Source organism: Pontibacter vulgaris, assembly GCF_022758145.1.
Taxonomy (GTDB): Bacteria; Bacteroidota; Bacteroidia; order Cytophagales; family Hymenobacteraceae; genus Pontibacter; species Pontibacter vulgaris.
This window is the reverse complement of sequence record NZ_JAJVDH010000001.1, coordinates 41785-64459: the sequence shown is the minus strand read 5'-3', so window position 1 is coordinate 64459 and position 22675 is coordinate 41785. Positions and strand designations below refer to the sequence as shown.

General features: G+C 44.7%; 21 protein-coding genes. 17 read left to right on the top strand and 4 right to left on the bottom strand.

Features of this window, described 5'->3' with window-relative positions; all coding sequences use genetic code 11:
- Nucleotides 1–2853 carry a type IX secretion system periplasmic lipoprotein PorW/SprE gene (porW, locus tag LWP20_RS00290; protein WP_242926107.1) on the bottom strand — a complete coding sequence of 951 codons (2853 nt, stop codon included), beginning with the start codon at nucleotides 2851–2853 and terminating at the stop codon, nucleotides 1–3.
- Between the two features lie 328 nt (nucleotides 2854–3181).
- Here porW and LWP20_RS00285 point away from each other — a divergent pair, with 328 nt between their 5' ends.
- From LWP20_RS00285 to LWP20_RS00235, 11 genes are all read left to right on the top strand, one after another.
- Nucleotides 3182–3421 (top strand): AtpZ/AtpI family protein, encoded by a 240-nt coding sequence (locus tag LWP20_RS00285; RefSeq protein WP_242926106.1) that lies wholly within the window; start codon nucleotides 3182–3184, stop codon nucleotides 3419–3421.
- A 4-nt stretch (nucleotides 3422–3425) separates the two neighbouring features.
- The gene (locus LWP20_RS00280; protein ID WP_242926105.1) at nucleotides 3426–3809 is read left to right on the top strand and encodes a hypothetical protein; all 384 of its coding nucleotides are present in this window, start codon (nucleotides 3426–3428) and stop codon (nucleotides 3807–3809) included.
- Between the two features lie 44 nt (nucleotides 3810–3853).
- Entirely contained in the window at nucleotides 3854–4888 is a 1035-nt protein-coding gene (atpB, locus tag LWP20_RS00275) for a F0F1 ATP synthase subunit A (RefSeq protein ID WP_242926104.1), read from the top strand.
- A gap of 39 nt (nucleotides 4889–4927) precedes the next feature.
- Nucleotides 4928–5185, top strand: coding sequence for an ATP synthase F0 subunit C (atpE, locus tag LWP20_RS00270; RefSeq protein ID WP_242926103.1), 258 nt, complete (start codon nucleotides 4928–4930; stop codon nucleotides 5183–5185).
- A gap of 140 nt (nucleotides 5186–5325) precedes the next feature.
- On the top strand, nucleotides 5326–5820 hold the full coding sequence (locus LWP20_RS00265) for a F0F1 ATP synthase subunit B (RefSeq protein ID WP_242926102.1): 495 nt from the start codon (nucleotides 5326–5328) through the stop codon (nucleotides 5818–5820).
- A 56-nt stretch (nucleotides 5821–5876) separates the two neighbouring features.
- Complete coding sequence (gene atpH, locus LWP20_RS00260) at nucleotides 5877–6434, top strand: ATP synthase F1 subunit delta (RefSeq protein WP_242926101.1); 558 nt, start codon at nucleotides 5877–5879, stop codon at nucleotides 6432–6434.
- Nucleotides 6435–6436: 2 nt separating this feature from the next.
- Nucleotides 6437–8017: a F0F1 ATP synthase subunit alpha gene (atpA, locus tag LWP20_RS00255; RefSeq protein WP_242926100.1), complete on the top strand. Its 1581-nt coding sequence runs from the start codon at nucleotides 6437–6439 to the stop codon at nucleotides 8015–8017.
- 72 nt (nucleotides 8018–8089) lie between these two features.
- Nucleotides 8090–8980, top strand: coding sequence for an ATP synthase F1 subunit gamma (gene atpG, locus LWP20_RS00250; protein ID WP_242926099.1), 891 nt, complete (start codon nucleotides 8090–8092; stop codon nucleotides 8978–8980).
- Nucleotides 8981–9150: 170 nt separating this feature from the next.
- Nucleotides 9151–10854 carry an alkaline phosphatase PafA gene (gene pafA / locus LWP20_RS00245; protein WP_242926098.1) on the top strand — a complete coding sequence of 568 codons (1704 nt, stop codon included), beginning with the start codon at nucleotides 9151–9153 and terminating at the stop codon, nucleotides 10852–10854.
- Nucleotides 10855–10908: 54 nt separating this feature from the next.
- A complete protein-coding gene (locus tag LWP20_RS00240; protein WP_242926097.1) occupies nucleotides 10909–11466 on the top strand; it encodes an inorganic diphosphatase in 558 nt (185 codons plus the stop codon).
- Nucleotides 11467–11580: 114 nt separating this feature from the next.
- Nucleotides 11581–12489, top strand: coding sequence for a UbiA prenyltransferase family protein (locus LWP20_RS00235; protein ID WP_242926096.1), 909 nt, complete (start codon nucleotides 11581–11583; stop codon nucleotides 12487–12489).
- Here the strand turns inward: LWP20_RS00235 and LWP20_RS00230 are convergent.
- Nucleotides 12486–13997 carry an NAD(P)H-hydrate dehydratase gene (locus LWP20_RS00230; protein WP_242926095.1) on the bottom strand — a complete coding sequence of 504 codons (1512 nt, stop codon included), beginning with the start codon at nucleotides 13995–13997 and terminating at the stop codon, nucleotides 12486–12488. The two genes, LWP20_RS00235 and LWP20_RS00230, sit on opposite strands and share 4 nt — an antisense overlap.
- 279 nt (nucleotides 13998–14276) lie before the next feature.
- On the opposite strand from LWP20_RS00230, the gene LWP20_RS00225 reads away from it, so the two are divergent.
- The 3 genes from LWP20_RS00225 to LWP20_RS00215 are packed head-to-tail and all read left to right on the top strand — an operon-like array spanning nucleotide 14277 to nucleotide 15990.
- Nucleotides 14277–14795, top strand: coding sequence for an NADH-quinone oxidoreductase subunit A (locus LWP20_RS00225; protein ID WP_242926094.1), 519 nt, complete (start codon nucleotides 14277–14279; stop codon nucleotides 14793–14795).
- Between the two features lie 39 nt (nucleotides 14796–14834).
- Entirely contained in the window at nucleotides 14835–15350 is a 516-nt protein-coding gene (nuoB, locus tag LWP20_RS00220) for an NADH-quinone oxidoreductase subunit NuoB (protein ID WP_367615732.1), read from the top strand.
- A complete protein-coding gene (locus tag LWP20_RS00215) occupies nucleotides 15298–15990 on the top strand; it encodes an NADH-quinone oxidoreductase subunit C (protein WP_367615731.1) in 693 nt (230 codons plus the stop codon). The genes nuoB and LWP20_RS00215 overlap by 53 nt, the downstream gene beginning before the upstream one ends.
- 26 nt (nucleotides 15991–16016) lie before the next feature.
- Here the strand turns inward: LWP20_RS00215 and LWP20_RS00210 are convergent, their stop codons facing one another.
- Both LWP20_RS00210 and LWP20_RS00205 read right to left on the bottom strand, forming a co-directional pair.
- A complete protein-coding gene (locus LWP20_RS00210; protein WP_242926093.1) occupies nucleotides 16017–16439 on the bottom strand; it encodes a hypothetical protein in 423 nt (140 codons plus the stop codon).
- 452 nt (nucleotides 16440–16891) lie between these two features.
- The gene (locus LWP20_RS00205; RefSeq protein WP_242926092.1) at nucleotides 16892–17758 is read right to left on the bottom strand and encodes an O-fucosyltransferase family protein; all 867 of its coding nucleotides are present in this window, start codon (nucleotides 17756–17758) and stop codon (nucleotides 16892–16894) included.
- 204 nt (nucleotides 17759–17962) lie between these two features.
- On the opposite strand from LWP20_RS00205, the gene LWP20_RS00200 reads away from it, so the two are divergent.
- The 3 genes from LWP20_RS00200 to LWP20_RS00190 all read left to right on the top strand — a co-directional run bounded on the left by LWP20_RS00200 (nucleotide 17963) and on the right by LWP20_RS00190 (nucleotide 22614).
- A complete protein-coding gene (locus tag LWP20_RS00200) occupies nucleotides 17963–19174 on the top strand; it encodes an NADH-quinone oxidoreductase subunit D (protein WP_242926091.1) in 1212 nt (403 codons plus the stop codon).
- 79 nt (nucleotides 19175–19253) lie between these two features.
- A complete protein-coding gene (locus tag LWP20_RS00195) occupies nucleotides 19254–20099 on the top strand; it encodes a phosphatase PAP2 family protein (protein WP_242926090.1) in 846 nt (281 codons plus the stop codon).
- Nucleotides 20100–20205: 106 nt separating this feature from the next.
- Nucleotides 20206–22614 carry a DUF5686 and carboxypeptidase-like regulatory domain-containing protein gene (locus LWP20_RS00190; protein WP_242926089.1) on the top strand — a complete coding sequence of 803 codons (2409 nt, stop codon included), beginning with the start codon at nucleotides 20206–20208 and terminating at the stop codon, nucleotides 22612–22614.
- The last annotated feature ends 61 nt before the right edge of the window (nucleotides 22615–22675 follow it).

Here is a 22675-nt window from a genome sequence, read left to right as displayed (position 1 = left end):
TTAATAATTCGTTCTGAGGAAAGTCAGATAAGCTTCTAAATCTTTCTTCTGCAAAAATTTAGAGTAGTTGGCAGAAGATATTACAAAGGTAGTGAATTCTACGCCTCGGATTCTACCAACAGGAGCCTGCGGTGCTTTTTGTTTTATGTTAAAAGATCTTGCTGTTTTATAATCGCTGAAAGAGCGCATCACCAGCATCGTTTTATCGCTGGTAAAAGCTGCCGAATCAATTTTTATACTTTCATTTTTGTAAAAGGAGCTGTTATACTTCTCATACTTAGCAGTTATGTCTTTAAATGCTGGCGCTGCTGTCGGGTAAATCAGGACAAAGTAATAAGCTGTATCTGGCGCCGAAGTATAAGCCATCACATCAATCGGAGCCGTTTTATTTGCTGTTGCTGTATCGGTTGCAGTAGAGTCTGAAGCAACTGGTTGCTTTGGTAATGCTGCAGTTGATGTGTCCGGCTGACCTTGTTTTACTGATTGCTTATTCTGGGCTTGCGCCTCCTTTTTTTCTTCCTGCCTGGGTGTAACTATACTTTCCTCCTTTTGCGTTTCCGGAGCAATTACTATGCTAGCTTTTTCTTCAGGGGTTATGGTTAAAACTGATTTTGCAGTCTCATCAGGACGTTTAACCTGAGGAGCCTCTTGCCGCAACAGGTTTTTTTGCTCTAAATCAGTATAAGTAGCAAGCAACTGATCGGCTTTGACTTGCAACGGGCTTTTAGGATATCCTGATTTAAAACGCTGCAAGTGCTCGCGCAGTGCCTGTGGTTTTTCAGTACGTGCCGTTATCATCACACCCAGGAAAGCTGCTTTATCACTGATGTCGTTTAACGGGTACTGGCTGTCTAACTGCGCCAGGAAATTGCTCGCCTCTTTATACTTCTGTTGCTCATAATAAGTGTAAGCAGAGTCGTAGAGGATGCGGGCTTTCACGTTTTCAGCTGCATTCTTGCTCAAGAACGAAGGATCGTCAACCAACTGGGCATACGTACTGCCTGGAAACTGCTGCTTTAACTTTGCATAATATATGTTTTTGCGTTCGTCGCCGGCTCTGTCGTAAAGCAAGTATAAACTATAATATGTTTCGGCGGCATGCTCGGTATTTGGAAAGCGCTTAAGCAACTGTTCAAAAGTTTCGGTTGCACGTGCTGGCGCCTTTAGTTTCTGACTGTAAATATTGCCCAGGGTAAACATAGCCTCTTCCACCTGTTTCTCGGCTTGCTGTATGGCAGCTGTGGTTTGCGGAATATTCTGCAGGTAAGTTTGTACTTGGTTTGCTGTGCGCTCTTCCGCACTTATAACTGGCTGATCTGGGGTTATAGCGGTTTCCTGCGCAATCTGGACCTGGTTTGTGGTTTCGCCACGGCTGCGCAGGCGCCAGTTATCCTGCAACGGTCTGTCGCCCCAACGGCGCACAAATTCTGAGCGTGCTGTTGCCATGGCCGCAGGGTTATCAAAATACCAGATACCGGTGCTGCTGGTGCTGGCTATAGCAATGTTATTCTGGTTGCTGTTTACTGTAACGTTTTGTCTCTGCTGGGTAAGTTGCTGGTTTTGCTGTAGCTGTTCTTTTTGTACTCTTTGCTCTTCCTCCTGCTTCACTATAGTTTGTACTGCCTGCATTCTTTCAGGCTCGCTTAAGCGGGCCAAACGCAGCAGGCTGTCTTGTAATACGATGGTATTGTATTGCGTAGCGAAATCAGTCAGTACTTTGCTCCTCTCTACTACAGCTGCATAATCCGGGGCATTTTGCGGGTAAACCTGGGCCGCACTATCGTAATAAGCCTGCGCCAGGTTATACTTGTTCAGGTGCTCAAAGTATATTTTACCTGCCAGCAAGTATGAGTAAGCTTTCTGGTTTTGCAAGGAGCCCGTTGTTTTAAGCGATGCCTGCAGGTGCTCCAGTGCTTTGTCGTAATGTTGCTGACGCAGTTCGAACTGGGCCATTTCGTACAGGATTTTATCGCGGTATTCGGTGTTTTTGCTGTCTTTTAATAGTTTTTGATAGAAACCCGCAATGCGGTTGCGGTCCTGGGTGTCGGTTAGTTCAGAAACCTGGCCAATGTATAACCTGCTGAAAAAACCCAGATCGTAGGGCGGGTTGCGGCGCAGCACTTTGTTATATTGTGCATAAGCCTCTTTAGGTTGGTTGGTTAACTGATAGAGCCTTGCTAACGAAAACCGGGTTCTGGCCAGCGCATCTTTCTCTTCAAAGTTTGGCAAAGACAGGCGCAGGTTCTCGATCATGGAAGCAGTGTCGCTTTGCAAATAGGCATACTGGGCGCGTGCCAGGTATAACTCGCGGGCATTTTCCTTGTTCAGGCGTTCTTTCTTCAGGTACTCTGACACTGCCAGGGCATTATCCAACTCCTCTGTAACCAGGAAAGTGCGCATCAGCCAAACCAGGGCCTCATGCCGGGCATCAGGATCTTTACTGGAGGAATTTACATACCTGAAAGTTTTGGCTGCATCTCCGAAGTTCAGTTGGTAGTAGCGTACTTTTCCTATCAGCACATAGCTGTCATCTATCCATTTGCTGTTTTTGTGCCATTGTATCGGGAAGGAGGCTTTCTTTACCACATCCTCCAGATCAGTGGCGTTGGCTTTGGCAGTGGCAGAATCCAGGGGCGGGAAAATGGGCAAAACCTGGTTGTAATCATATACAACTTTACTTTGTATGCCCGCCTCAATTGCTTTCAACTTCTCCCTAGCCAGAAAATAACCGTTGTAATGGGCGGTAGTATTATGATATGCTTTGCTCAGCGGGTTTTTGCGCTCAACAGAGCAGCCAGCCAGCAAAAGCAGAGAGGCACATATAAAGTATAAGTATAGCGATTGTTTGTTCAAAGTGTAAGTTGTGCAGGGTGTACGGTGGCTGTGTAGTTTTATATACTATAATATAATATATGGTAAACGAAAAAAGCAACCATTGAAGTATAGCTTTAAACTCTTTAGAAAGCACTTCAGATGCAAGGTGTTACTACAAAAATACAAAATAAGCCCATATTGTAACACTAGCTTAGCAAATGTATAGTTGCCAGCTATTGAACTATAAACAGCTGTGTTTGGTTGCAGGCGCAACCATCGACTACAGGAATAGATAAAAAGCCGGTATTTTAGCTAAGGTTGCAGATAACGTCGTAAAAAGAAGTAATTTTGCAAACCGCTGACTTACATGGAAAAAACGCCCGAACTGGAAAACCACAAACCTAACCGACAGGAATCGGTAAAGCCTTACCTGAAGTACTCCGGGCTGGCCTTTCAGATGATCGGGGCTATGGTTTTAGCAGCTTTTGCCGGCATGAAGCTGGATGAGCATTTCGGAACACAAAATCCGTGGTTTACCATTGTGTTGCTGCTGGTGGCGGTAGTGGCATCTATGGTGTTGGTAATTGCATCTTTAAACAAAAAATAGATTTGTGAATTTTTTCAGAAACCTTCTCATTTTCTCGGGCATAACAGGCTTGCTGATCGGCATGCTAACCTATTTTACAGGTAATACATTAGTTCATACACACATCTGGTATATTCTCGGCTTCTTTATTCTGATTACGGCGGGTACCTTCTATATCACACGCCTGGGCATAAGCTATGACAACGATAACTTCCAGTTATACTACTTCGGCTCCATGGGTTTCAGGATGATGTTAAGTATAGGTGTAGTATTTATTTATGTCTATCTCTTCTCAGAGAACGAGTTACAGTTTGTTCTCAACTTCTTCGTGTTATATTTTCTCTTTACCGGGTTTGAAATTTACAGCTTATTGGCTAACTTGCGCCCGCATTTGAAAAAGCAGGACTAAGAATATTGGTGTGCTTTATAAAGTTTGCTTATAAATCTCTCTTAATGAAGAAGTTATTCGTTTTATTGTTTTCTTTTCTGACGATTTCAACGTGTGTAAACGCGTCGTCTGAAGGCGGGGAGTTTAAGCCCGGTGATATGATCATGCATCACATTGCTGATGATTATACTTGGCATTTTGCAGATGGCATGGTGTTGTATCTGCCTGTAATTCTGGTTGATAACGGCCAGGTGAATGTATTTTCTTCCAGTAACTTCTATAACGAGCATCATGAGCTTGTGCCTTACAAAGGGTACGTTTTAGAGCATGGTCATATTTATAGAGCAAATGCTGAAGGCGAGCCAAGCGAAGATCATGCAGGCCTGCTGGATTTTTCTATCACTAAAAACGTTGCATCTCTTTTTCTTAGTGTGGCGCTGTTATTAATTGTATTCTTTACAATTGCAGGCCGCTATAAAAACAACAAGGGTAAAGCACCAAGAGGTATTCAGTCGTTCTTTGAGCCTATTATCGTGTTTGTGCGCGATGAAATTGCGAAGGCAAACATCGGCCCGAAGTATGAGCGCTATATGCCATACCTGCTTACTATCTTCTTCTTTATCTGGTTTAACAACCTGCTTGGCCTTATGCCGGGTGGTGCAAACTTAACCGGAAACATTGCTGTAACGTTTGTGCTTGCTGTTATGACGCTGCTTATTACAGTATTTAGCGGTAACAAAAGCTACTGGGGTCACATTTTTGCAACTCCGGGTGTGCCTAAGTGGTTGGCTCCGATTATGATTCCGGTAGAATTGATCGGTATCTTTACCAAGCCATTTTCATTGATGGTGCGACTTTTTGCAAACATCACGGCTGGTCACATTATCATCCTGTCGCTGTTCAGCTTGATCTTTATTTTCAAGAGCGTAGCAGTTGGTCCGCTAAGCGTAGCCTTCGCTACTTTCATGAACTTCCTGGAGTTGTTCGTGGCTTTACTGCAGGCTTATATCTTTACACTTTTGTCAGCCATGTATATTGGTGGTGCCGTTGAAGAGCACGACCATGTAGATGACATGGGACATGGCGACGGTGGTCATTAATCTGAATTTTTATTTTTTTAACTATATATAACTACAATTATGTTAGCAATTCTGCTTCAAGCTCTATCTGAAGGCGCAGGTTTCGCGATTATGGGTGCCGGTATCGGTGCTGGTCTAGTGGCTCTTGGCGCTGGTTTGGGTATTGGTAGAATCGGTGGCTCTGCCATGGAATCTATCGCTCGTCAGCCTGAGGCTGGTGGTAAAATCCAGACTGCCATGATTATCGCTTCTGCTCTTATCGAAGGTGTTGCACTTTTCGGTGTGGTAGTTTGCTTGCTAATCTCTTTCAAAGGCTAATTAAAGCTTTTGCTGATCTCACGTCCGGACGCATGGTCCGGACGATGAGATTAAAAACGTAATTGAAAGTATAGTTATAGTAGCCGCTTGCTTAGGGGCAACGCGATATAAACAGAACCTAAATTCAATTTTCATAAACAATGGAATTAGTAACCCCAAATTTCGGTCTACTTTTCTGGCAGTTAGTAACGTTTCTTGTCGTTCTTTTCCTGCTTACCAAATTTGCCTGGAAGCCAATCATGCAAGCTCTTCGCGATCGTGAAGACTCAATTGAAATGGCTTTAAGCGCTGCTGAAAAAGCAAAGCTTGAAATGCAGGGGCTGAAAGCTGAAAACGAAAAGCTGTTAGCTGAAGCACGCATGGAGCGCGATAAGATCCTGAAAGAAGCAAGTGATGCCGGTAACAGCATTATTGAAACTGCTAAAAACAAGGCAAACGAAGAAGGTAACCGCATGATTGCGCAGGCACGTGAGGCTATCGAGAATGAAAAGCGTGCTGCTATCACGGAAGTGAAGAACATGGCTGCAGCGCTTTCAGTTGATATTGCTGAGCGTATTCTTAGAAAAGAGCTGAGCGATCCGTCTGCACAGCAGGCTTTGGCGCAGGATTACATCCGCGAAGTAACGCTGAACTAAAAGTATAAAAAGGTGGTGTCGGTTTAAGCTGGCACTGTTTGATATAAAGAACCAATATGTCAGATATTAGAGTTGCTTCCAGATACGCGAAGTCGCTGATCGAGCTGGCTGAAGAAAAGGGAATACTGGAGCAGGTGCAGAACGATATGAAATTGTTCTCTGCCACTGTTCAGGGAAACCGTGATTTTCAGTTGTTGCTGCGCAATCCAATAGTGAAGTCAGATAAAAAGCAAGCTATCATTAACGGCATCTTCAAAGGCAAGGTGCAGGAGATGACACTGGCTTTCTTCAATATTGTTGCCCGTAAAAACCGCGAATCAGTTTTAGAGTTTATCGCAGAAGAATTCCAGAAGCAGTACAACGAGATTAAGAACATCCAGCGTGCAAGCGTAACAACTGCAACTCCTCTTTCTGCTGAACTACGCAACGAACTGGGCCAGCGCTTAGCTACCCAGACAGGCAAGTTCATCGAACTCGAAGAAATAATTGATCCTACTCTTATTGGAGGCTTTGTACTTCGTGTAGGTGATAAGCAAATTGACAGCTCTGTGAAGTATAACCTGCGCAAGCTGAAAAATAATTTTAAAGACAACCCCTATATCAATAAACTATAATCATGGCAGAAGTAAGACCTGACGAAGTATCAGCCATATTAAGAGAACAGCTATCAAACTTCCGTACTGAGGCAGAACTGGAAGAAGTAGGTACTGTACTGCAAGTGGGTGACGGTGTCGCTCGTATCTATGGCCTTTCAAAAGCCCAATCTGGCGAGCTTATCGAATTCGAGAACGGACTTCAGGCACTCGTTCTGAACCTGGAAGAAGATAACGTAGGTGCCGTAATGCTTGGCGACTACAGCGAGATCAAAGAAGGTGCGACAGTAAGAAGAACTAATCGTATTGCCTCTGTAAAAGTAGGTGATGGCATTATAGGTCGTGTTGTTAACACCCTTGGTCAGCCAATAGATGGCCGTGGCCCAATTGCCGGCGATCTGTATGAGATGCCACTTGAGCGTAAAGCACCAGGTGTAATCTTCCGTCAGCCGGTAAACGAGCCAATGCAGACTGGTATTAAAGCGATCGACTCTATGATTCCGATCGGCCGTGGCCAGCGTGAACTTATCATCGGTGACCGCCAGACTGGTAAATCAGCTGTTGCGATCGATACTATCCTGAACCAGCGCGAGTTCTACGAAAAAGGACAGCCTGTATTCTGTATATATGTTGCCGTAGGCCAGAAAGCGTCTACTGTAGCACAGGTAGTAAAAGCACTTACTGAAGGTGGTGCAATGGATTATACAGTTGTAGTTTCTGCTTCTGCTTCTGATCCGGCTCCAATGCAGTTCTTTGCTCCATTTACTGGTGCAGCTATCGGTGAGTTCTTCCGCGATTTAGGACGCCCTGCACTGGTAGTTTATGATGACCTTTCTAAACAAGCGGTAGCTTACCGTGAAGTGTCTCTTCTTTTGAGAAGACCTCCGGGACGTGAAGCTTACCCAGGTGACGTATTCTATCTGCACTCACGTTTATTAGAGCGTGCTGCAAAAGTTAACGCATCAGATGAGATTGCTCGTAACATGAACGATCTTCCTGAGTCTATCAAGCACTTGGTAAAAGGTGGTGGTTCATTAACAGCACTTCCAATTATCGAAACACAGGCTGGTGACGTTTCTGCTTATATCCCGACTAATGTTATCTCTATTACAGATGGTCAGATCTTCCTTGAGACGAACCTTTTCAACTCAGGTATTCGTCCGGCGATTAACGTAGGTATCTCGGTATCTCGTGTGGGTGGTAACGCTCAGATCAAAGCCATGAAAAAAGTATCAGGTACTCTGAAGCTTGATCAGGCGCAGTTCCGTGAACTGGAAGCGTTTGCGAAGTTCGGTTCTGACCTGGATGCTGCTACTAAGCTTACAATTGAGCGTGGTCGCCGTAACCTGGAAATCCTGAAGCAGCCACAGTTCTCTCCGGTTTCTGTTGAAGAGCAGGTAGCAATTATCTACTGCGCTACAAACGGCTTGCTGGATGATGTTCCTGTAAACGAAGTAAGAACTTTCGAGAAAGACTTCCTGCGTACAATGCGTGCTCAGCACCAGGATACACTTACAGCCCTACTGGCTGGTAAACTGGATGACCAGACAACTGGTGTAATGCGTCAGGTAGCGAAAGAGCTATCAGCTAAATACAAGAAGTAATATTTAAGTTATGTGTTAAAGGTTAAGGAGACATTTCCTTAACCTTTAACTTTTGTTCATAACAAAAACTATATGGCAAGTTTAAAAGAGGTTAGAAGCCGCATTACATCGGTGTCGTCGACACAGCAGATCACGAAAGCCATGAAAATGGTGGCAGCTGCGAAGCTTAGACGTGCACAGGATAATATCCTGCGTATGCGCCCTTATGCCCAGCGCCTGGGTGGAATCCTGGCAAACCTATCTTCGCTTACAGAGGGTTCAGTATCTAATAAGTATTCAGAAAAGCGTGAAGTTAATCGTGTACTTATTATTGCTGTAACATCTGACCGTGGGTTGGCCGGTGCTTTTAACTCAAACATTATTAAAGCTGTAACAACACTGGCTACTACAAAGTATGCAAGCCAATTTGAAGCCGGAAATGTATCTTTCATGGCCATCGGTAGAAAAGGTAATGATGCCTTCTCTAAAAGAGGCTATAACATGATCGGCGATTACAGCACCCTGTTTTCAAATCTTTCTTTTGATACAGTTCGTGGCGCAGCAGAACGCGCTATGGATGGTTTTATCAACGGTGAGTTTGACCAGGTAGAGCTTGTTTATAACGAGTTCAAAAATGTGGCAACACAAATTGTACGTACTGAGCAGTTCCTTCCAATAGAAGAGAAGCCTGCGGATGCACATGCACCAACCGCAATGGTAGCAGAGTATGAATTTGAGCCATCAAAAGAAGAAATTATCCAGGAGCTTATTCCTAAATCGTTAAAGATACAGGTATATAAGGCAGTGTTAGAGTCTAACGCTTCTGAGCACGGAGCCCGAATGACAGCCATGGATAAAGCCACAGAAAATGCCGGCGAACTTCTGAAGCAGTTAAAGTTGACTTACAACAGGACAAGACAGGCCGCCATCACGAAGGAAATTTTAGAGATCGTGGGTGGTGCCGAAGCCCTGGCTGCCAAATAGCAACAGCATTAAATAGCAAAAGCAACGCCCATCAATCCGGTGGGCGTTCTTTTTTTATAGCTATTACAAAGCCATTGCATGTTTTATTTTGTTCTGTAAAGTTAAATTACTGTTAAAGAGTGTTTAAACACGTAAGTGCTTTTATATTTGCGCACGCGAAACAGAATACCATGAAAATAGATTCTCTCTTACATAGTAAAAGTATAAAGGCTTTTAGCTTAGGCTTACTATTGCTCTTAAATGCTTGTGCGGTTCCTGGTAAAACAGATAAGCAACAGCAGGCAAATACAGGTATAGGTAAAGAGCTAAACCGCCCAAAACTTGTAGTAGGTATAGTAGTGGATCAAATGCGCTACGATTTCCTGTACAGATACTGGAGTAAGTATGGTAATGGCGGTTTTAAAAAGCTGGTAAGAGAAGGCTATAATTTTAAGAATACACAGTATAGCTACGTGCCAACCTATACAGGCCCGGGCCATGCATCAATCTATACAGGAAGCACCCCTTCACTGAATGGCATAATTGGTAATTACTGGTATAACAGAAACAATGTTACGTCAGTATACTGCGTGGAAGACAAAACTGTAAATACAGTTGGCAGCACATCAAAGGCTGGCTTAATGTCTCCGGCCAACTTACTTACTACTACTATTACAGATGAGCTGAGGCTGGCAACAAACAAAGGTTCTAAAGTAATTGGCATAGCACTTAAAGACAGGGGATCTATACTTCCGGCAGGTCATTTGGCTAATGCAGCTTATTGGTTCGATTCTCCATCTGGTAATTGGATCACAAGCACTTATTACATGAACAATTTGCCGCAATGGGTACAGGAGTTCAATAATAAAAAATATGGCGACCAGTATCTGAGCCAGGTTTGGAACACGTTACTTCCAATTGAAGAATACATAGAGAGCAGTGCAGATGATGTGGCTTGGGAGCAGCAGCTTCCGGGAGAGAAAAAGCCTGTTTTCCCGCATGATGTACCTTCGATCAGAGAAAAGGATTATGAGTTGCTACGTTCATTGCCAGGCGGCAATACCATAACTAAAGATTTTGCTCTTGCTGCTCTTTCAGCAGAAAATATGGGTAAAAGCAACTATACCGATTTTCTGGCAGTAAGCTTTTCTACCACAGATTATGTAGGGCACTCGTTTGGCCCGAATTCCATAGAAACACAGGATTTATACCTGCGCCTGGATAAAGATATTGAACAGCTTATAAGTGAAATTGAAAAATCAGTGGGCAAAGAGAATGTTCTATTCTTTCTGACAGCTGACCATGGTGCTGCACATGTACCCGCTTTTATGCAGGCTAATAAAGTACCTGCAGGCGTAGCAAATTCCACGATGCTGCAAGATACGGTAGAACATTACCTTAACAAGGCTTACGGCACTGGCAAGTGGATCGAAAAGTATACCAACCAGCAAGTATACCTGAACCGCAAACTCATTGAAAGCAAAAAGCTTGACAGGGCGCAAGTACAGCAAAAAGTGGCCGGTATTGTAATGCGACTAAACGGTGTGGCAAGAGCTGTGCCGGCAGACCAGATGCAAAGCACCAGCTGGAGCAGCGGGCTAATGGAGCGACTGGAAAGTGGTTATAATGCCCAGCGATCAGGTGACGTTATTGTGTTGCTGCAGCCAGGTTGGTTTGAAGGCTGGGAAGGTAAAGAACCTAAAGGCACAACACATGGCTCTTACTCCAATTACGATACACACGTTCCGCTAATCTGGTATGGCTGGAACATTAAACCAGGCGAAAGCTCAGCAGAAGTTAAAGTAGCCGATATTGCTCCTACTATCGCATCATGGCTCTATATCCAGGAGCCGAATGGCAGCGTAGGCAAACCATTGCAAGAATTAATGAAATAGATAAAGTACCACAATCTGGTGGTGCAGCAATTTGAAAAAGTTTAATTAAAGAATATGGAAAATAACAATCCATGGCACAGCGTGAGTTTCGGTGAAGAAGCTCCTAATGTAGTAACAGCTATTATTGAGATACCGAAAGGCTCTAAAGCAAAGTATGAACTGGACAAAGAAAGCGGCATGCTCAAACTGGACAGAGTACTTTTCTCTTCGGTTAATTACCCTGCTAATTACGGTTTTATACCTAAAACATATTGCGATGATAAAGATCCGCTGGATATCCTGGTGATCTGTTCATTAGATGTGCAGCCAATGTGCCTTATTGATGCAAAAGTAATTGGCGTTATGCGTATGATCGATAACAACGAGGAAGACGATAAGATCATTGCGGTTGCCAACAACGATATGTCTGTGCGCCACATTAACGATATTTCTGAATTACCTCCGCATACTTTATTAGAAATGCGTCGTTTCTTCGAGGATTATAAGAAACTGGAGCACAAAGAAGTAATTGTGGAGCAGTTCCTGGGCCGCGAGCAGGCGTATGAGATCATCCAGCAAAGTATAGAATTATATAACGCCACTTTCGGAACAACCAAAGAAAGCGTATTGTAAATTTTACTTTTCCTGTAGAGCCTGGCGTAGATGTATACTATGCCAGGCTTTTCGTTTTATAGGTACTTCTATACTTGAGGAAAGCTGCAGAATATACGAACTTGCAGGCAACGCATGAGAAAGAACAGCACTGAAAATACCCTTAAAAGCTATAACGAGCCAGGCCTCAGATCGGGGGCAGCCTGGCTAGCGGAAGCATTGCTGTTTAGTAGCATCTTTATATCATGTTGTGCCTTCTTGCTTACTGTAGAAACCTACATGCTGGCTGGCCTGGAAGTATCTGTACCGATGGCGATCTTTGTGTTTCTGGCCACATTGTTTACCTATAACCTGAGCAGTGTGCAAAGTATGATCAGGCGCCCCCGACAGAAGATTAACCGTTTTGATGCTTCGTGGGTGCAGCGGCACAAGCCGTGGCTGGCTATACTTGGGTTGCTAAGTATACTTTCAGCTACGTATATATACTTCGCTTACGGTCTCCGCCTTAACTTCTGGTTTGTAGTGCACCTGGCCATCATTTCGATAGGTTATACAGTTCCCTTCATTTATAAAACCAAAAGAGTAAAGCCCCTGCGTAGTGTGCCTTTGCTAAAAGTGTTTCTGATAGCTTATGTATGGGCGGTTGTTACGGCTTTATTCCCGTTGCTGGATGCAGGTTTACCACTCTGGAGCGGCGAGGCATGGTTGCTATTCGCGAGAAGGTTTTTATTTATACTTGCCCTTGCACTGCTATTCGATATCAGGGATTATACTTATGACCGCCAAACCAACACACTTACATTTCCGGGGCTGATCGGGGTCAGGAATACAAAGTTACTTTCGATGTCATTATTGTTGCTGTATGTAGTAGTGGCTGCATCTACAGAAGATGGCGCTACGCGAATTGCACTGCTGATAAGCGGAGTGGGAGCCGCGCTTGTAGTAATGTTCTCATCAGAAAATAAACCGCGGGTATACTATGCCCTTTTAGCCGATGGGGCCATGCTGCTGCATGCAGCGCTAATATACCTTGCCAAATCTTAAAGTATAGCCAGTTGCTGAAAAGCCTTTGGCAGGTTATCTACCAGGTCAGATGCAATCATCGCTATTTCGCCAACTGTAATTTTAGCCATATCGCCTGCCAGACCGTGCACATAAACCCCAAGTATACAGGCTTCCTCCAATGTATAGTTCTGCGCTATAAGTGCTGTAAGTATACCTGTTAGCACATCGCCGGTGCCACCTGTTGCCATGCCCGGGTTGCCGGTGCTATTAAAGTATACTTTGCCATCCGGTGTTCCAATAGCCGTGTGAGCCCCCTTTAATACGATATAACAACTGTACTCGCAGCAGAACTCGCGCAGGTTTTGTAGCCTGTCGTAATCGTCTTTAGAAGTACCTACCAGACGCTCAAACTCTTTCGGGTGCGGTGTAAAAATGATGCGGTTCTTCGGAAGCTGCGATTTTAAACGATCGCTGCTGGCAATAATGTTGATGGCATCGGCATCCAGGACGAGCGGTGCAGAAGAGGTTGCTAAAAGCTGGCCCAGTAAGGTTTTGGTCGGTTTCTCTTTGCCTATGCCCGGCCCTATACCTATGGCACTGTATACTTCCATCTGCTGGGGGAGTTCAGATAGGTTTTTCCGGTTTTTATCGGCTATGGCCATGGCTTCGGGCACAGCGGTTTGCAGTATAGTATAACCCATTGCCGGGGCCTGAACAGTAAGCAAACCTACGCCGCTCCGCAAGCAGGCACGAGCAGCCAGAACGGTAGCCCCCATTTTGCCAAAGCTTCCGCTTAATAGCAGTGCATGCCCGTATGTACCTTTGTGCGAGAATTTTTTGCGGGGCTTCAGGATATGTCGCGCATTCTGTGCAGAAGTATAATAGAAGTTCGTTTCTGTAGCAGCTATAAATTCCTGGCTCAGGCCAATAGGCACTACATGCCATTCTCCTACATAAGCTTCGTGTTGCGGCAGGAAGAAAGCCAGCTTAGGAAGCTCGAAACTGATAGTATAAGTTGCTTTTACGATAGCGCCCTCAGCAGGAGTATGAACATCGGTGAATAACCCGGATGGCACATCGATAGAAGTGATACAGGCTTTGCTACTGTTTATACTTTCGATTACGGTTGCAAATAAACCTGTTACCGGTTTGTTCAGTCCGGTGCCGAACAACGCATCTATAGCACACGCATCTTCCGGAATAGAAGGTAAGTCAGAGTCATTCTGAATAGCGTTTACTTTAACTTCCGCAGGAAGCTTTTCAAAATTGGCTTTAAAATCCGAGGATGCTTGGGAGGTATCGCCAACTATAAATACCTGTGTTTTATACTTTCGCTGTTGCAGCAAGCGGGCAACAGCCAGCCCATCGCCTCCGTTATTGCCGGGGCCACAGAAAATAAATACTCCATCCTGTGGCGTGAACTTATTTTCGAACCAACCTGCAAAAGCTTTCGCAGCCCGCTCCATTAGCTCTACCGAGGGTATACTTTCCTGTTTTATAGTATAGGCATCGGCCTCGCGTGTTTGTGCTGCAGTTAGAATTTTCATAGTGCTGTTGGTGGCTACGGATTACTAAATATACTTAATAATGAGTTGCAGGTTGAGGGTTTTGCCTGTTACTCAAGTATGAAACTATACTTACAACTATAAGCCTGTTCAAAAGGCCTTACAGCACTTACAAAACCTCTGAGATTTTTATGTCAATACCATTGTTTCGGAGTAAGACGCTCCTAGGAGCTTCGCGCGCTGCGAGGTTTAATAAGCTCCTTATCCTGATTTAAGGTGGGGTAAATATTTTATTGTAAATTTGTGTAAACAGTGGCAACTATGGCGGAAACCTATACTTCAGATTTCGGAACGATCCTGCTCTATTTGGTAGGCGGTGCCATATTTGTGGTGATTGGTCTGTTTACGGCAAAGCTGATTCGCCCAAGCCGGCCCAACGCCGAAAAGCTCACTACCTATGAATCGGGGGAAGAGCCGATTGGTAACTCGTGGGTGCAGTTTAACCCGCGCTTTTACGTAGTGGCACTTATCTTCATTATTTTCGATGTCGAGCTGGCATTTTTGTTTCCGTGGGCAACGGTGTTTGGCCGAAGAGATCTGATTGAAGCTACTGATGGCGTTTGGGGTTGGTTCTCGCTGGTCGAGATGTTTATCTTTATCGGTATTCTGGTTTTAGGCTTAGCTTATGCCTGGGCAAAAGGCCACCTCGACTGGATAAAACCTGCCCCGGTTATACCTAAAAGCCGATCAAAAATACCCATGGATGTATACCAGCGCGTAAACGAACGTAACTATAACACAAAGACAAAAGACGAGGGACAAAAGACAAACGAGCTATAGTTTATCAGAGTCACTCATAATTTATAATTCAACATTACTGTGGATAAAACCGGAGAAGGCGGCATTGTAATTACCAAGCTGGACGACCTGCTGAACTGGGCGCGACTTACCTCGCTGTTCCCGATGGGGTTTGGCCTGGCTTGCTGCGCTATTGAAATGATGGGAGCCTATGCTTCGGGTTACGACCTGGACCGTTTCGGGATTATTCCGCGGGCTTCTCCGAGGCAGTCTGATGTGATGATCGTGGCTGGTACGGTTACCTTTAAAATGGCCGACCGTGTGCGCCGACTCTATGAGCAAATGCCGGAGCCACGTTACGTAATATCAATGGGGAGTTGCTCTAACTGTGGCGGCCCGTACTGGGAGCACGGTTACCATGTGGTGAAAGGCGTAGACAGAATTATACCTGTGGATGTCTATGTGCCCGGCTGCCCGCCACGCCCCGAAGCGCTGATCGGCGGTTTTCTGAAACTTCAGGAAATCATCCGCCAGGAAACGATACGTGCTCCAAGAGCTGTGCAGCAAATCATGGCGAAACGCACGCAGCAAGTATAAGTATTCAGTTATTCAAAATTCACTCATTCAAAAATCAGACGAAGTGCAGTTCGGAGAACTAAGAGATTTTATAGTTGAGAAGTTTGGCGCTGAAGTTATAGTTGCTGAGAAAGCCGATAGCCTGCAGCCTTACTTGGTGCTGCAAACCGAGCGCCTTGCCGACGTATGCCTGGGGCTGCACGACAATGAACAGACTTACTTTGATTTTCTTTCCTGTGTTACAGGTATAGATAATGGCCCAGAAGTCGGTACGATGGAAGTGGCTTATAACCTATACTCTATCCCGTACGACCATCACCTGATGCTGAAAGTACAGGTACCACGTAACTCCGAAGGCGAAGCTATACCTGCTGTACCAACTGTTAGCCACATCTGGCGCACCGCCGACTGGCACGAACGAGAAGTATTTGATCTGGTTGGTATATTATTCACAGATCACCCGGATATGCGCCGTATACTTTGCGCCGCCGACTGGGAAGGACACCCGCTCCGAAAAGATTATAAGCTACAGGATTACTACCACGGCATTAAAGTGCCCTACGACGATCACAACGAGTACAGCGGTTTCCGGGGCGAGCCTGTAAAGCTTATCAACCAGCTTCACGAGCAATTCCCGGATATGCGGGAGAAACCGGAGTAGGTGTTAAAGCAACTACAAAAGCACTATTAATATTGGGTGCGATGTTTGCCACTCCTGTAGAGCAAGAACCCCACGGCCAGGTAAACTATAACTGCCATTGCAATCGGGGCTTCCTCCTGCGCATAACTAATACTACTGTTCTCAAATAACGGGCTGGTTACCATACCAAATAGCAGAAACGAGCCAAAAACCAGGGCAGGGGAAAGTATGATAGCAATAACCCGAAGCAAAACACCACGATTAATAGTCAGGTAATACCCTATACCTGTAGAGCCTACCAAAAGCAACACGATACCGATTTTCATGAGCAGTGCCGCGGCACCGGTAGTAATAACCTGGCCATTCGTGGAAATAATAACAGCCAGCTTTATAGCCCAGGCCACAGCACCTCCTATCAGGAGTAAACCTGCTACCTGTACCCATCTTGAAAAAAGTAATTTCAATTGCATAAATAGTTGGTTATGATAAGAACTAATTTTACAAAATATTAAGTACAAGTATGATTAGCAGCTTTCTGCTGGCACGAGCTTGTAACTAGTGGGTAATATAAATGGACAGAGGTACGAGCTAAATTCTACATCATTAGGGGCTTGTTTTAAAGACGTATCATCCCGACAGTTAAAAGGAATCGGTAGCTGGTATTAAGTACAATAATTACTGTAAATATAAATCAGATATAGGCGGATAGTTATAAATGAATCTATGATAGGCCACAAGTTGTAATAACACTTAATTTGCTGTATTGGATCAAATAGGGGCTTATGCAGCTCAAGCTAGAAGCATAAATGCTTTGATTTACGGGTATTGTATGTTATTGCTACCAGTTAATACAATTTTGGTTCAATATTAAACTAATTTTTATAATAAACTTAAGCTAGAATTGTCTAAATAATGCTAAATTTTAATATAGTATTTCTGATTTTTTTATTGTTTTGAATTCTATTTTTCCAATTCTTGAAGCGATATCTGAAAATGAACTCCAATATGAGCCATAAATGTATTTCGTTTTAGATAGACAATATAAATCTACAACTGCATCTACAATACCTTTCTTGGAGTTCCTATTTAGTTCTTTTTCATAAGTAATAATTTTGTTTCCAAAAATTCTCTTAAGTTCATTTTCTGTTGCTAAATCATCTGTTGCCAAAAAGAAGTTTGTATTTTTATTATTATCAATCTCTTTCATCATTTTTTCAATAAACAATGTAGTTGGGCTATATTCAATTGATTTCTGATTATCTGTTCGCCTTATATGAATTCCAATTGTATTATTATTGAATAATTTTGTAATTTTATTAATATTTTGTTGCACTTCATCATTTGGTTTAAATCTTGAAAAATATTCTAAATTTTTTCCGAGATTCAAATCATAAGAAAATTTAGTTAGTTCAAGGCAGGTATGAAAGTAGATATTATTATGTTCTTTTATAATTTTAATAATATCTGCTTTTTTTTCCCATATATATTCCTTAACATCTTTTTCTTTTATACAGTAATTAATCCCAATCAGGTTATTTATTATCCAAACCAAAATTCTTCTATACATTTTTGTTTGATTTGTTGATTTTGCATATCTGAATTTTGTTCGACTTGTGATTATTTCTAATTCTTCGACTGGATTAAATAAATCTAAAAATTCGCAATTCAAATCTGAATTTTTAATCCAAATTAGTTTAATTCTTTTATTGGTTAACTTACTTAAAGCCATTGCTGATGCAATTACTCTCATTCTATTTGCTAATCCGCCTATCGGATGTATAATTATCATATTTATTTGGTTTTTGACGTTATTTTTATTGATGCATTTAAAAGTTACGTTTAGCCCACAATGGTAGTTGCGTAAACTAAAAATGATAAAAATGATATATTTTATTAATAATGTATATTATTTTTTGAACAATAGCTACCGAAACAAACCCCTGCATAATTCCCCCATTTTTCCGAACTTTGGCAATCATTAATCATTTCGCACTTGAGCCAGTCAACTATTTATAAAGAATACCTGCTGCAGTCTGAGCCGAACAAGTTTAGTTTGGATGGCCTGAAGGCGGGCGAGATGATCGTGAACATGGGGCCGCAGCACCCGAGCACGCACGGTGTTTTGCGCCTCGAGGTGATTACCGACGGCGAAGTGATTCAGGAAGTGGCGCCGCACATTGGCTACCTGCACCGCTGTTTCGAGAAGCACGCCGAGCACATGGCCTATAACCAGACCATCCCCTACGTAGACCGCATGGACTACTTGGCTGCCATGAACTCGGAGCATGTGTGGTGCATGGGCGTAGAGAAACTGATGGGCATTACCGACCAGATACCGAAGCGGGTAGAGTACATCCGTGTGTTGGTTGCCGAGCTTAACCGCCTTGCCTCGCACTTTGTAGCCATTGGTACTTATGCCATCGATATTGGTGCTTTTACGCCTTTCCTGTGGCTGCTCCGCGACCGCGAGCATATTCAGCGTTTGCTGGAGTGGGTTTCGGGGGCGCGCATGCTCTACAACTATATCTGGGTAGGTGGTTTATACTACGATCTGCCGATCGGGTTTGAGGAACGCTGCCGCGAGTTTATAAACTACCTGCTGCCCAAGCTGGATGAACTAGATACTATACTTTTAGAGAACAAGATCTTTATTTACCGCACCGCTAACGTAGGCGTTTTGCCTTTGGATGTAGCGATAAACTATGGCTGCTCCGGCCCGATGCTGCGTGGCTCCGGCCTGAAGTATGACCTGCGCCGCGTAGATGGTTATAGTGTATACCCTGAGTTGGAATTTGAAGTACCCATTGGTACAGGCATGGTTGGCACCACCGGCGACTGCTGGGACCGTAACTATGTGCGCGCGTTAGAGTGTAGAGAATCTGCCAAAATTATACTTCAGTGCCTCGACAGGTTAACCGGCGACTATAAACGAACCCCTGATTTTGACCCGCAGGCGGCCTGCCTTAAAAAGCTGCGTATGGTAGGCTCACAGGAGCTATACTTCCGTGGCGAAACCCCGCGCGGCGAGCTGGGCTATTTCTTTAGAACTACCGATAAAAGCGATGTGCCTTTCCGTTGCCATGGCCGTGCACCAAGCTTCGTAAACCTCTCTGTTTTGCCCGAAATTAGCCGTGGCTGCATGGTTGCCGACCTGATTGCTATAGTTGGCTCCGTGGATATTGTATTGGGCGAAGTAGACCGCTAAGTATAAAAACAAAACCGCTTCGGGCACGATTTCCGTATGGCATTTCTGTAACTATAACCCTTCAAAACCCATTTATACTTTGAAGCTATCTAAGTTAATAACCGTGCACTTGTTATGGATGAGTGCATTGGCAAGCCCGGTAGTGGCACAAACTCAGGAATCTCCTGTTATAAATACAGGCAAAACTATACTTTTAGCAGATTCTGCCGCTGCCCCTGCCGATACAGTTTACCCTGGCCAGAAAAAGCCTTTCACCGAAGCCCAGCTCAGAGAAGGTAGTAACAAACGCTATGTTACACGTGCCGTTTTGCCTGCCGCTGCTTTAATAGGAGCCGGTATTTATACTATCCAGGATAATGGGTTTTTCAGTAGCCATGATGCCCGCGATGCACGCCACGAAAATTTCCCTAATTTCAGCACGAAGGTAGACGATTACCTGTTCTTTTTGCCGGTAGCTTACATGTATGGCTTTAACGCATTCTCATCTCAGAACCGCCACGACATACGCCGCCAGACAGGTTTATTGATTGCTTCGGGTGTGCTTACTTCCGCTATTGTATGGCCTACAAAAAAGCTAACCAACATAGACAGACCGAACGGCGACCCGACCGCTTTTCCATCGGGCCACACGGCTTATGCTTTTACCATTGCCACTATAGTTGATAAAGAATTCCGCCATAAAAGCCCTTGGGTAAGTGTAGGCAGTTATACAATAGCCAGTGCTACCGGTGTGCTGCGCGTGCTTAACAACGAACACTGGATGGCCGATGTGCTGGCCGGAGCAGGCGTAGGTATACTTTCGGTGAATACAGTATACTGGCTACATGATAAACTATTCCAGAACAAAGGCCTGAACAATCCTGTAATTGCCCCTACGGTGCTGCCAAATGGCAAACCGGGTATGGGCATGTCGTTAACATTTTAAGTTCTTAAAGGCTGGCAAATACTAAACTATAAACTAAGTATAAAAGTATAAAATGGCGCTTCTTCCGGTTTTGGGCGAGGCGCCATTTCTTTTATATCTTTACCAGATGCGACCACTCCTCACACTGTTTTTCTGTTTGTTAAGTATAGCCATACCGTTGCTGGCGCAGGTGTATACGCTGCGGGGCACTGTGCGCGATGCCCAGACAAATGAGAAGCTGGCTTTTGTAAATATAGCCGTAAACGATGGCGAAACGGGCACTACCACCAACCTTGACGGGCAATATCAACTGCGGCACAACCGGCCTGTTAAAAGCGTAAGGTTCAGTTATGTAGGCTATGCGCCGCAAATTGTTTACCCCGACTCGGTAGAAACTATAAATATTAACCTGCAACCGGCCGCCGCACGCCTTACAGAAGTTATTGTACGCTCCGGCACTAACCCGGCGCACCGCATCATCCGGCTGGCGCACCAGAACCGCGAACACAACAGCACCGAAAATCTCCCGGCTTATACTTACCGCACTTACAACAAATTTATACTTACCGCAACCGATGCCCAGGAGTATGAACTAAGCGATACCCTGCAGCTCTCGAAACAGGACTCGGCATACCTGAAAATGCGTGACTTGCTGGCAAAGCAATACCTTTTCCTGATGGAAAGTGTAACCGATTATGCCTACCTGCGCCCCAACCAGGCAAAAGAAACCATACTGGCCACGCGGGTTTCGGGTTTGCAGCAGCCCAGCTTTGGGGTAGTAGCCGCCGAAGCCCGTGAGTTTTCCGTTTACGCCGATATGCCCGTGTTCTTTGGCAAGCGCTACCTCAGCCCCTTAAGTACCGGAAGTATCCGCAAGTATGATTTCCTGCTGGAAGAAACCTCTGTAGTTGGCCCGGATACAGTATACATCATCTCTTTTAAGCCTCTGCGCGGGAAGAATTTTGACGGACTGAAAGGCTTACTTTATATCAACAGCAATGGCTGGGCAGTGCAGAATGTTATAGCCGAATCGGCGGCCAGGGATGATAAACGTGGCTTGAAACTGGAGCAGCAGTTTGAATTGGTAAACGGAAAGCAATGGTTTCCGAAAGAGCTGAATGTGGAAATTACCGTGCAGCATTTGTTGCTTCGTGGCCATCAGCCTTATGGTATACTTCGCACCTACATCACCAACGTAAACCTGAACCCGGGTTTGCGCAGCCGCGATTTTAGCATTATCGCCCTCAAACAAAACGCCGATGCAGGCCGGCAACAGGATAGTTTCTGGCAGCAGCAACGCCCCGATACGTTAACCACCATAGAGCAGCGCACCTACCAGCGCCTCGATAGTGTAGGCAGGAAACAAAAGCTCGACAGAACTATCCGGACCATCGAATACCTGGTGGCAAAGCAGATCCCGCTAGGGCCCCTTAGCCTGGATATTAACCGGCTGTTTCGTGTGAGCAGGTTTGAAGGTACCCGCCTGGGAATTGGCGCCCACACCAACGACCGGCTTTCGGAGCGCTTTAGTATAGGTGGTTACTGGGGCTATGGTCTGCGGGATGAAAAGAAAAAGTATGGAGCTGATGTTTCTGTAGTATTGCACAAGCCCTCTGATTTAAAACTGGCGGCAGAGCATTTTGAAGACGTGTTGGAGCCCGGCGGCCGGCGCTTGCCTTTTAAACTACGCAGTTTGCTTTCTGATCTGCGCCCTGCCGTGCTGGATAACCTTGATTATACTACCCACAACAGTGCTTCGCTTTCGGGGCGTGTTTTCAGGTATATGCAGGTGCAGACAATTTTACGGCAGGAGCAGCGCCGCCCAACCCTGCTTACAACCACCCAGGAAAGTATAGCTCAGCCGGAGTTTAACATTACAGAAGCCGGCATTGGTTTACGTTATGCCTATGGCGAGCAACTGATGCAGCAATTTAACCAGGTTATGCCGGTAGCCTCAACTTACCCTGTACTATGGTTGCAATATACTCGCGGCATTGATGGCTTGTTGAACGGAGCGTATAGTTACAGCAAGTATGACGCACGGCTGGAGGCATCGGTAAGCCACCGTAGCTTTGGCGAAACAAGTTTAACTTTAGCTGGCGGATTGATAGAAGGCGCGGCTCCGTTTGTGAGCCTTTACAATGGTTATGGCAGCTATAGCTCTACCTATACCGTGTATACCAGCGATGGCTTCGAAACGATGCGGCCTTACGAATTCCTGTCTGACCGTTATGCTGCTATTTTTTTTAAACAAAACTTTGGCAAACGCCTGCTCAAAACCGGCTTTTTTAAACCTGACCTGGTAGCCATCACCAACATAGGCTTCGGCGATCTGAAACAGCAACAGCAGGAGCTGCCTGTAAACTTTGCTAACATGCGGAAAGGGTTTTACGAGTCAGGTCTTATGCTCAACAACGTTATCAGCTCCGCTTTTTCAGGTATAGGTGTCGGGGCTTTTTACCGCTATGGGCCGTATGCTTTTGATAAGGCCTCTGATAACCTCATTTTCAAGCTTACTTTATCGCTGGCATTTTAATACTTTCTGCACAGTTGGCAGCATAACCTTTCCGGCAACGAAGCGGTAACAGTAAGGCACT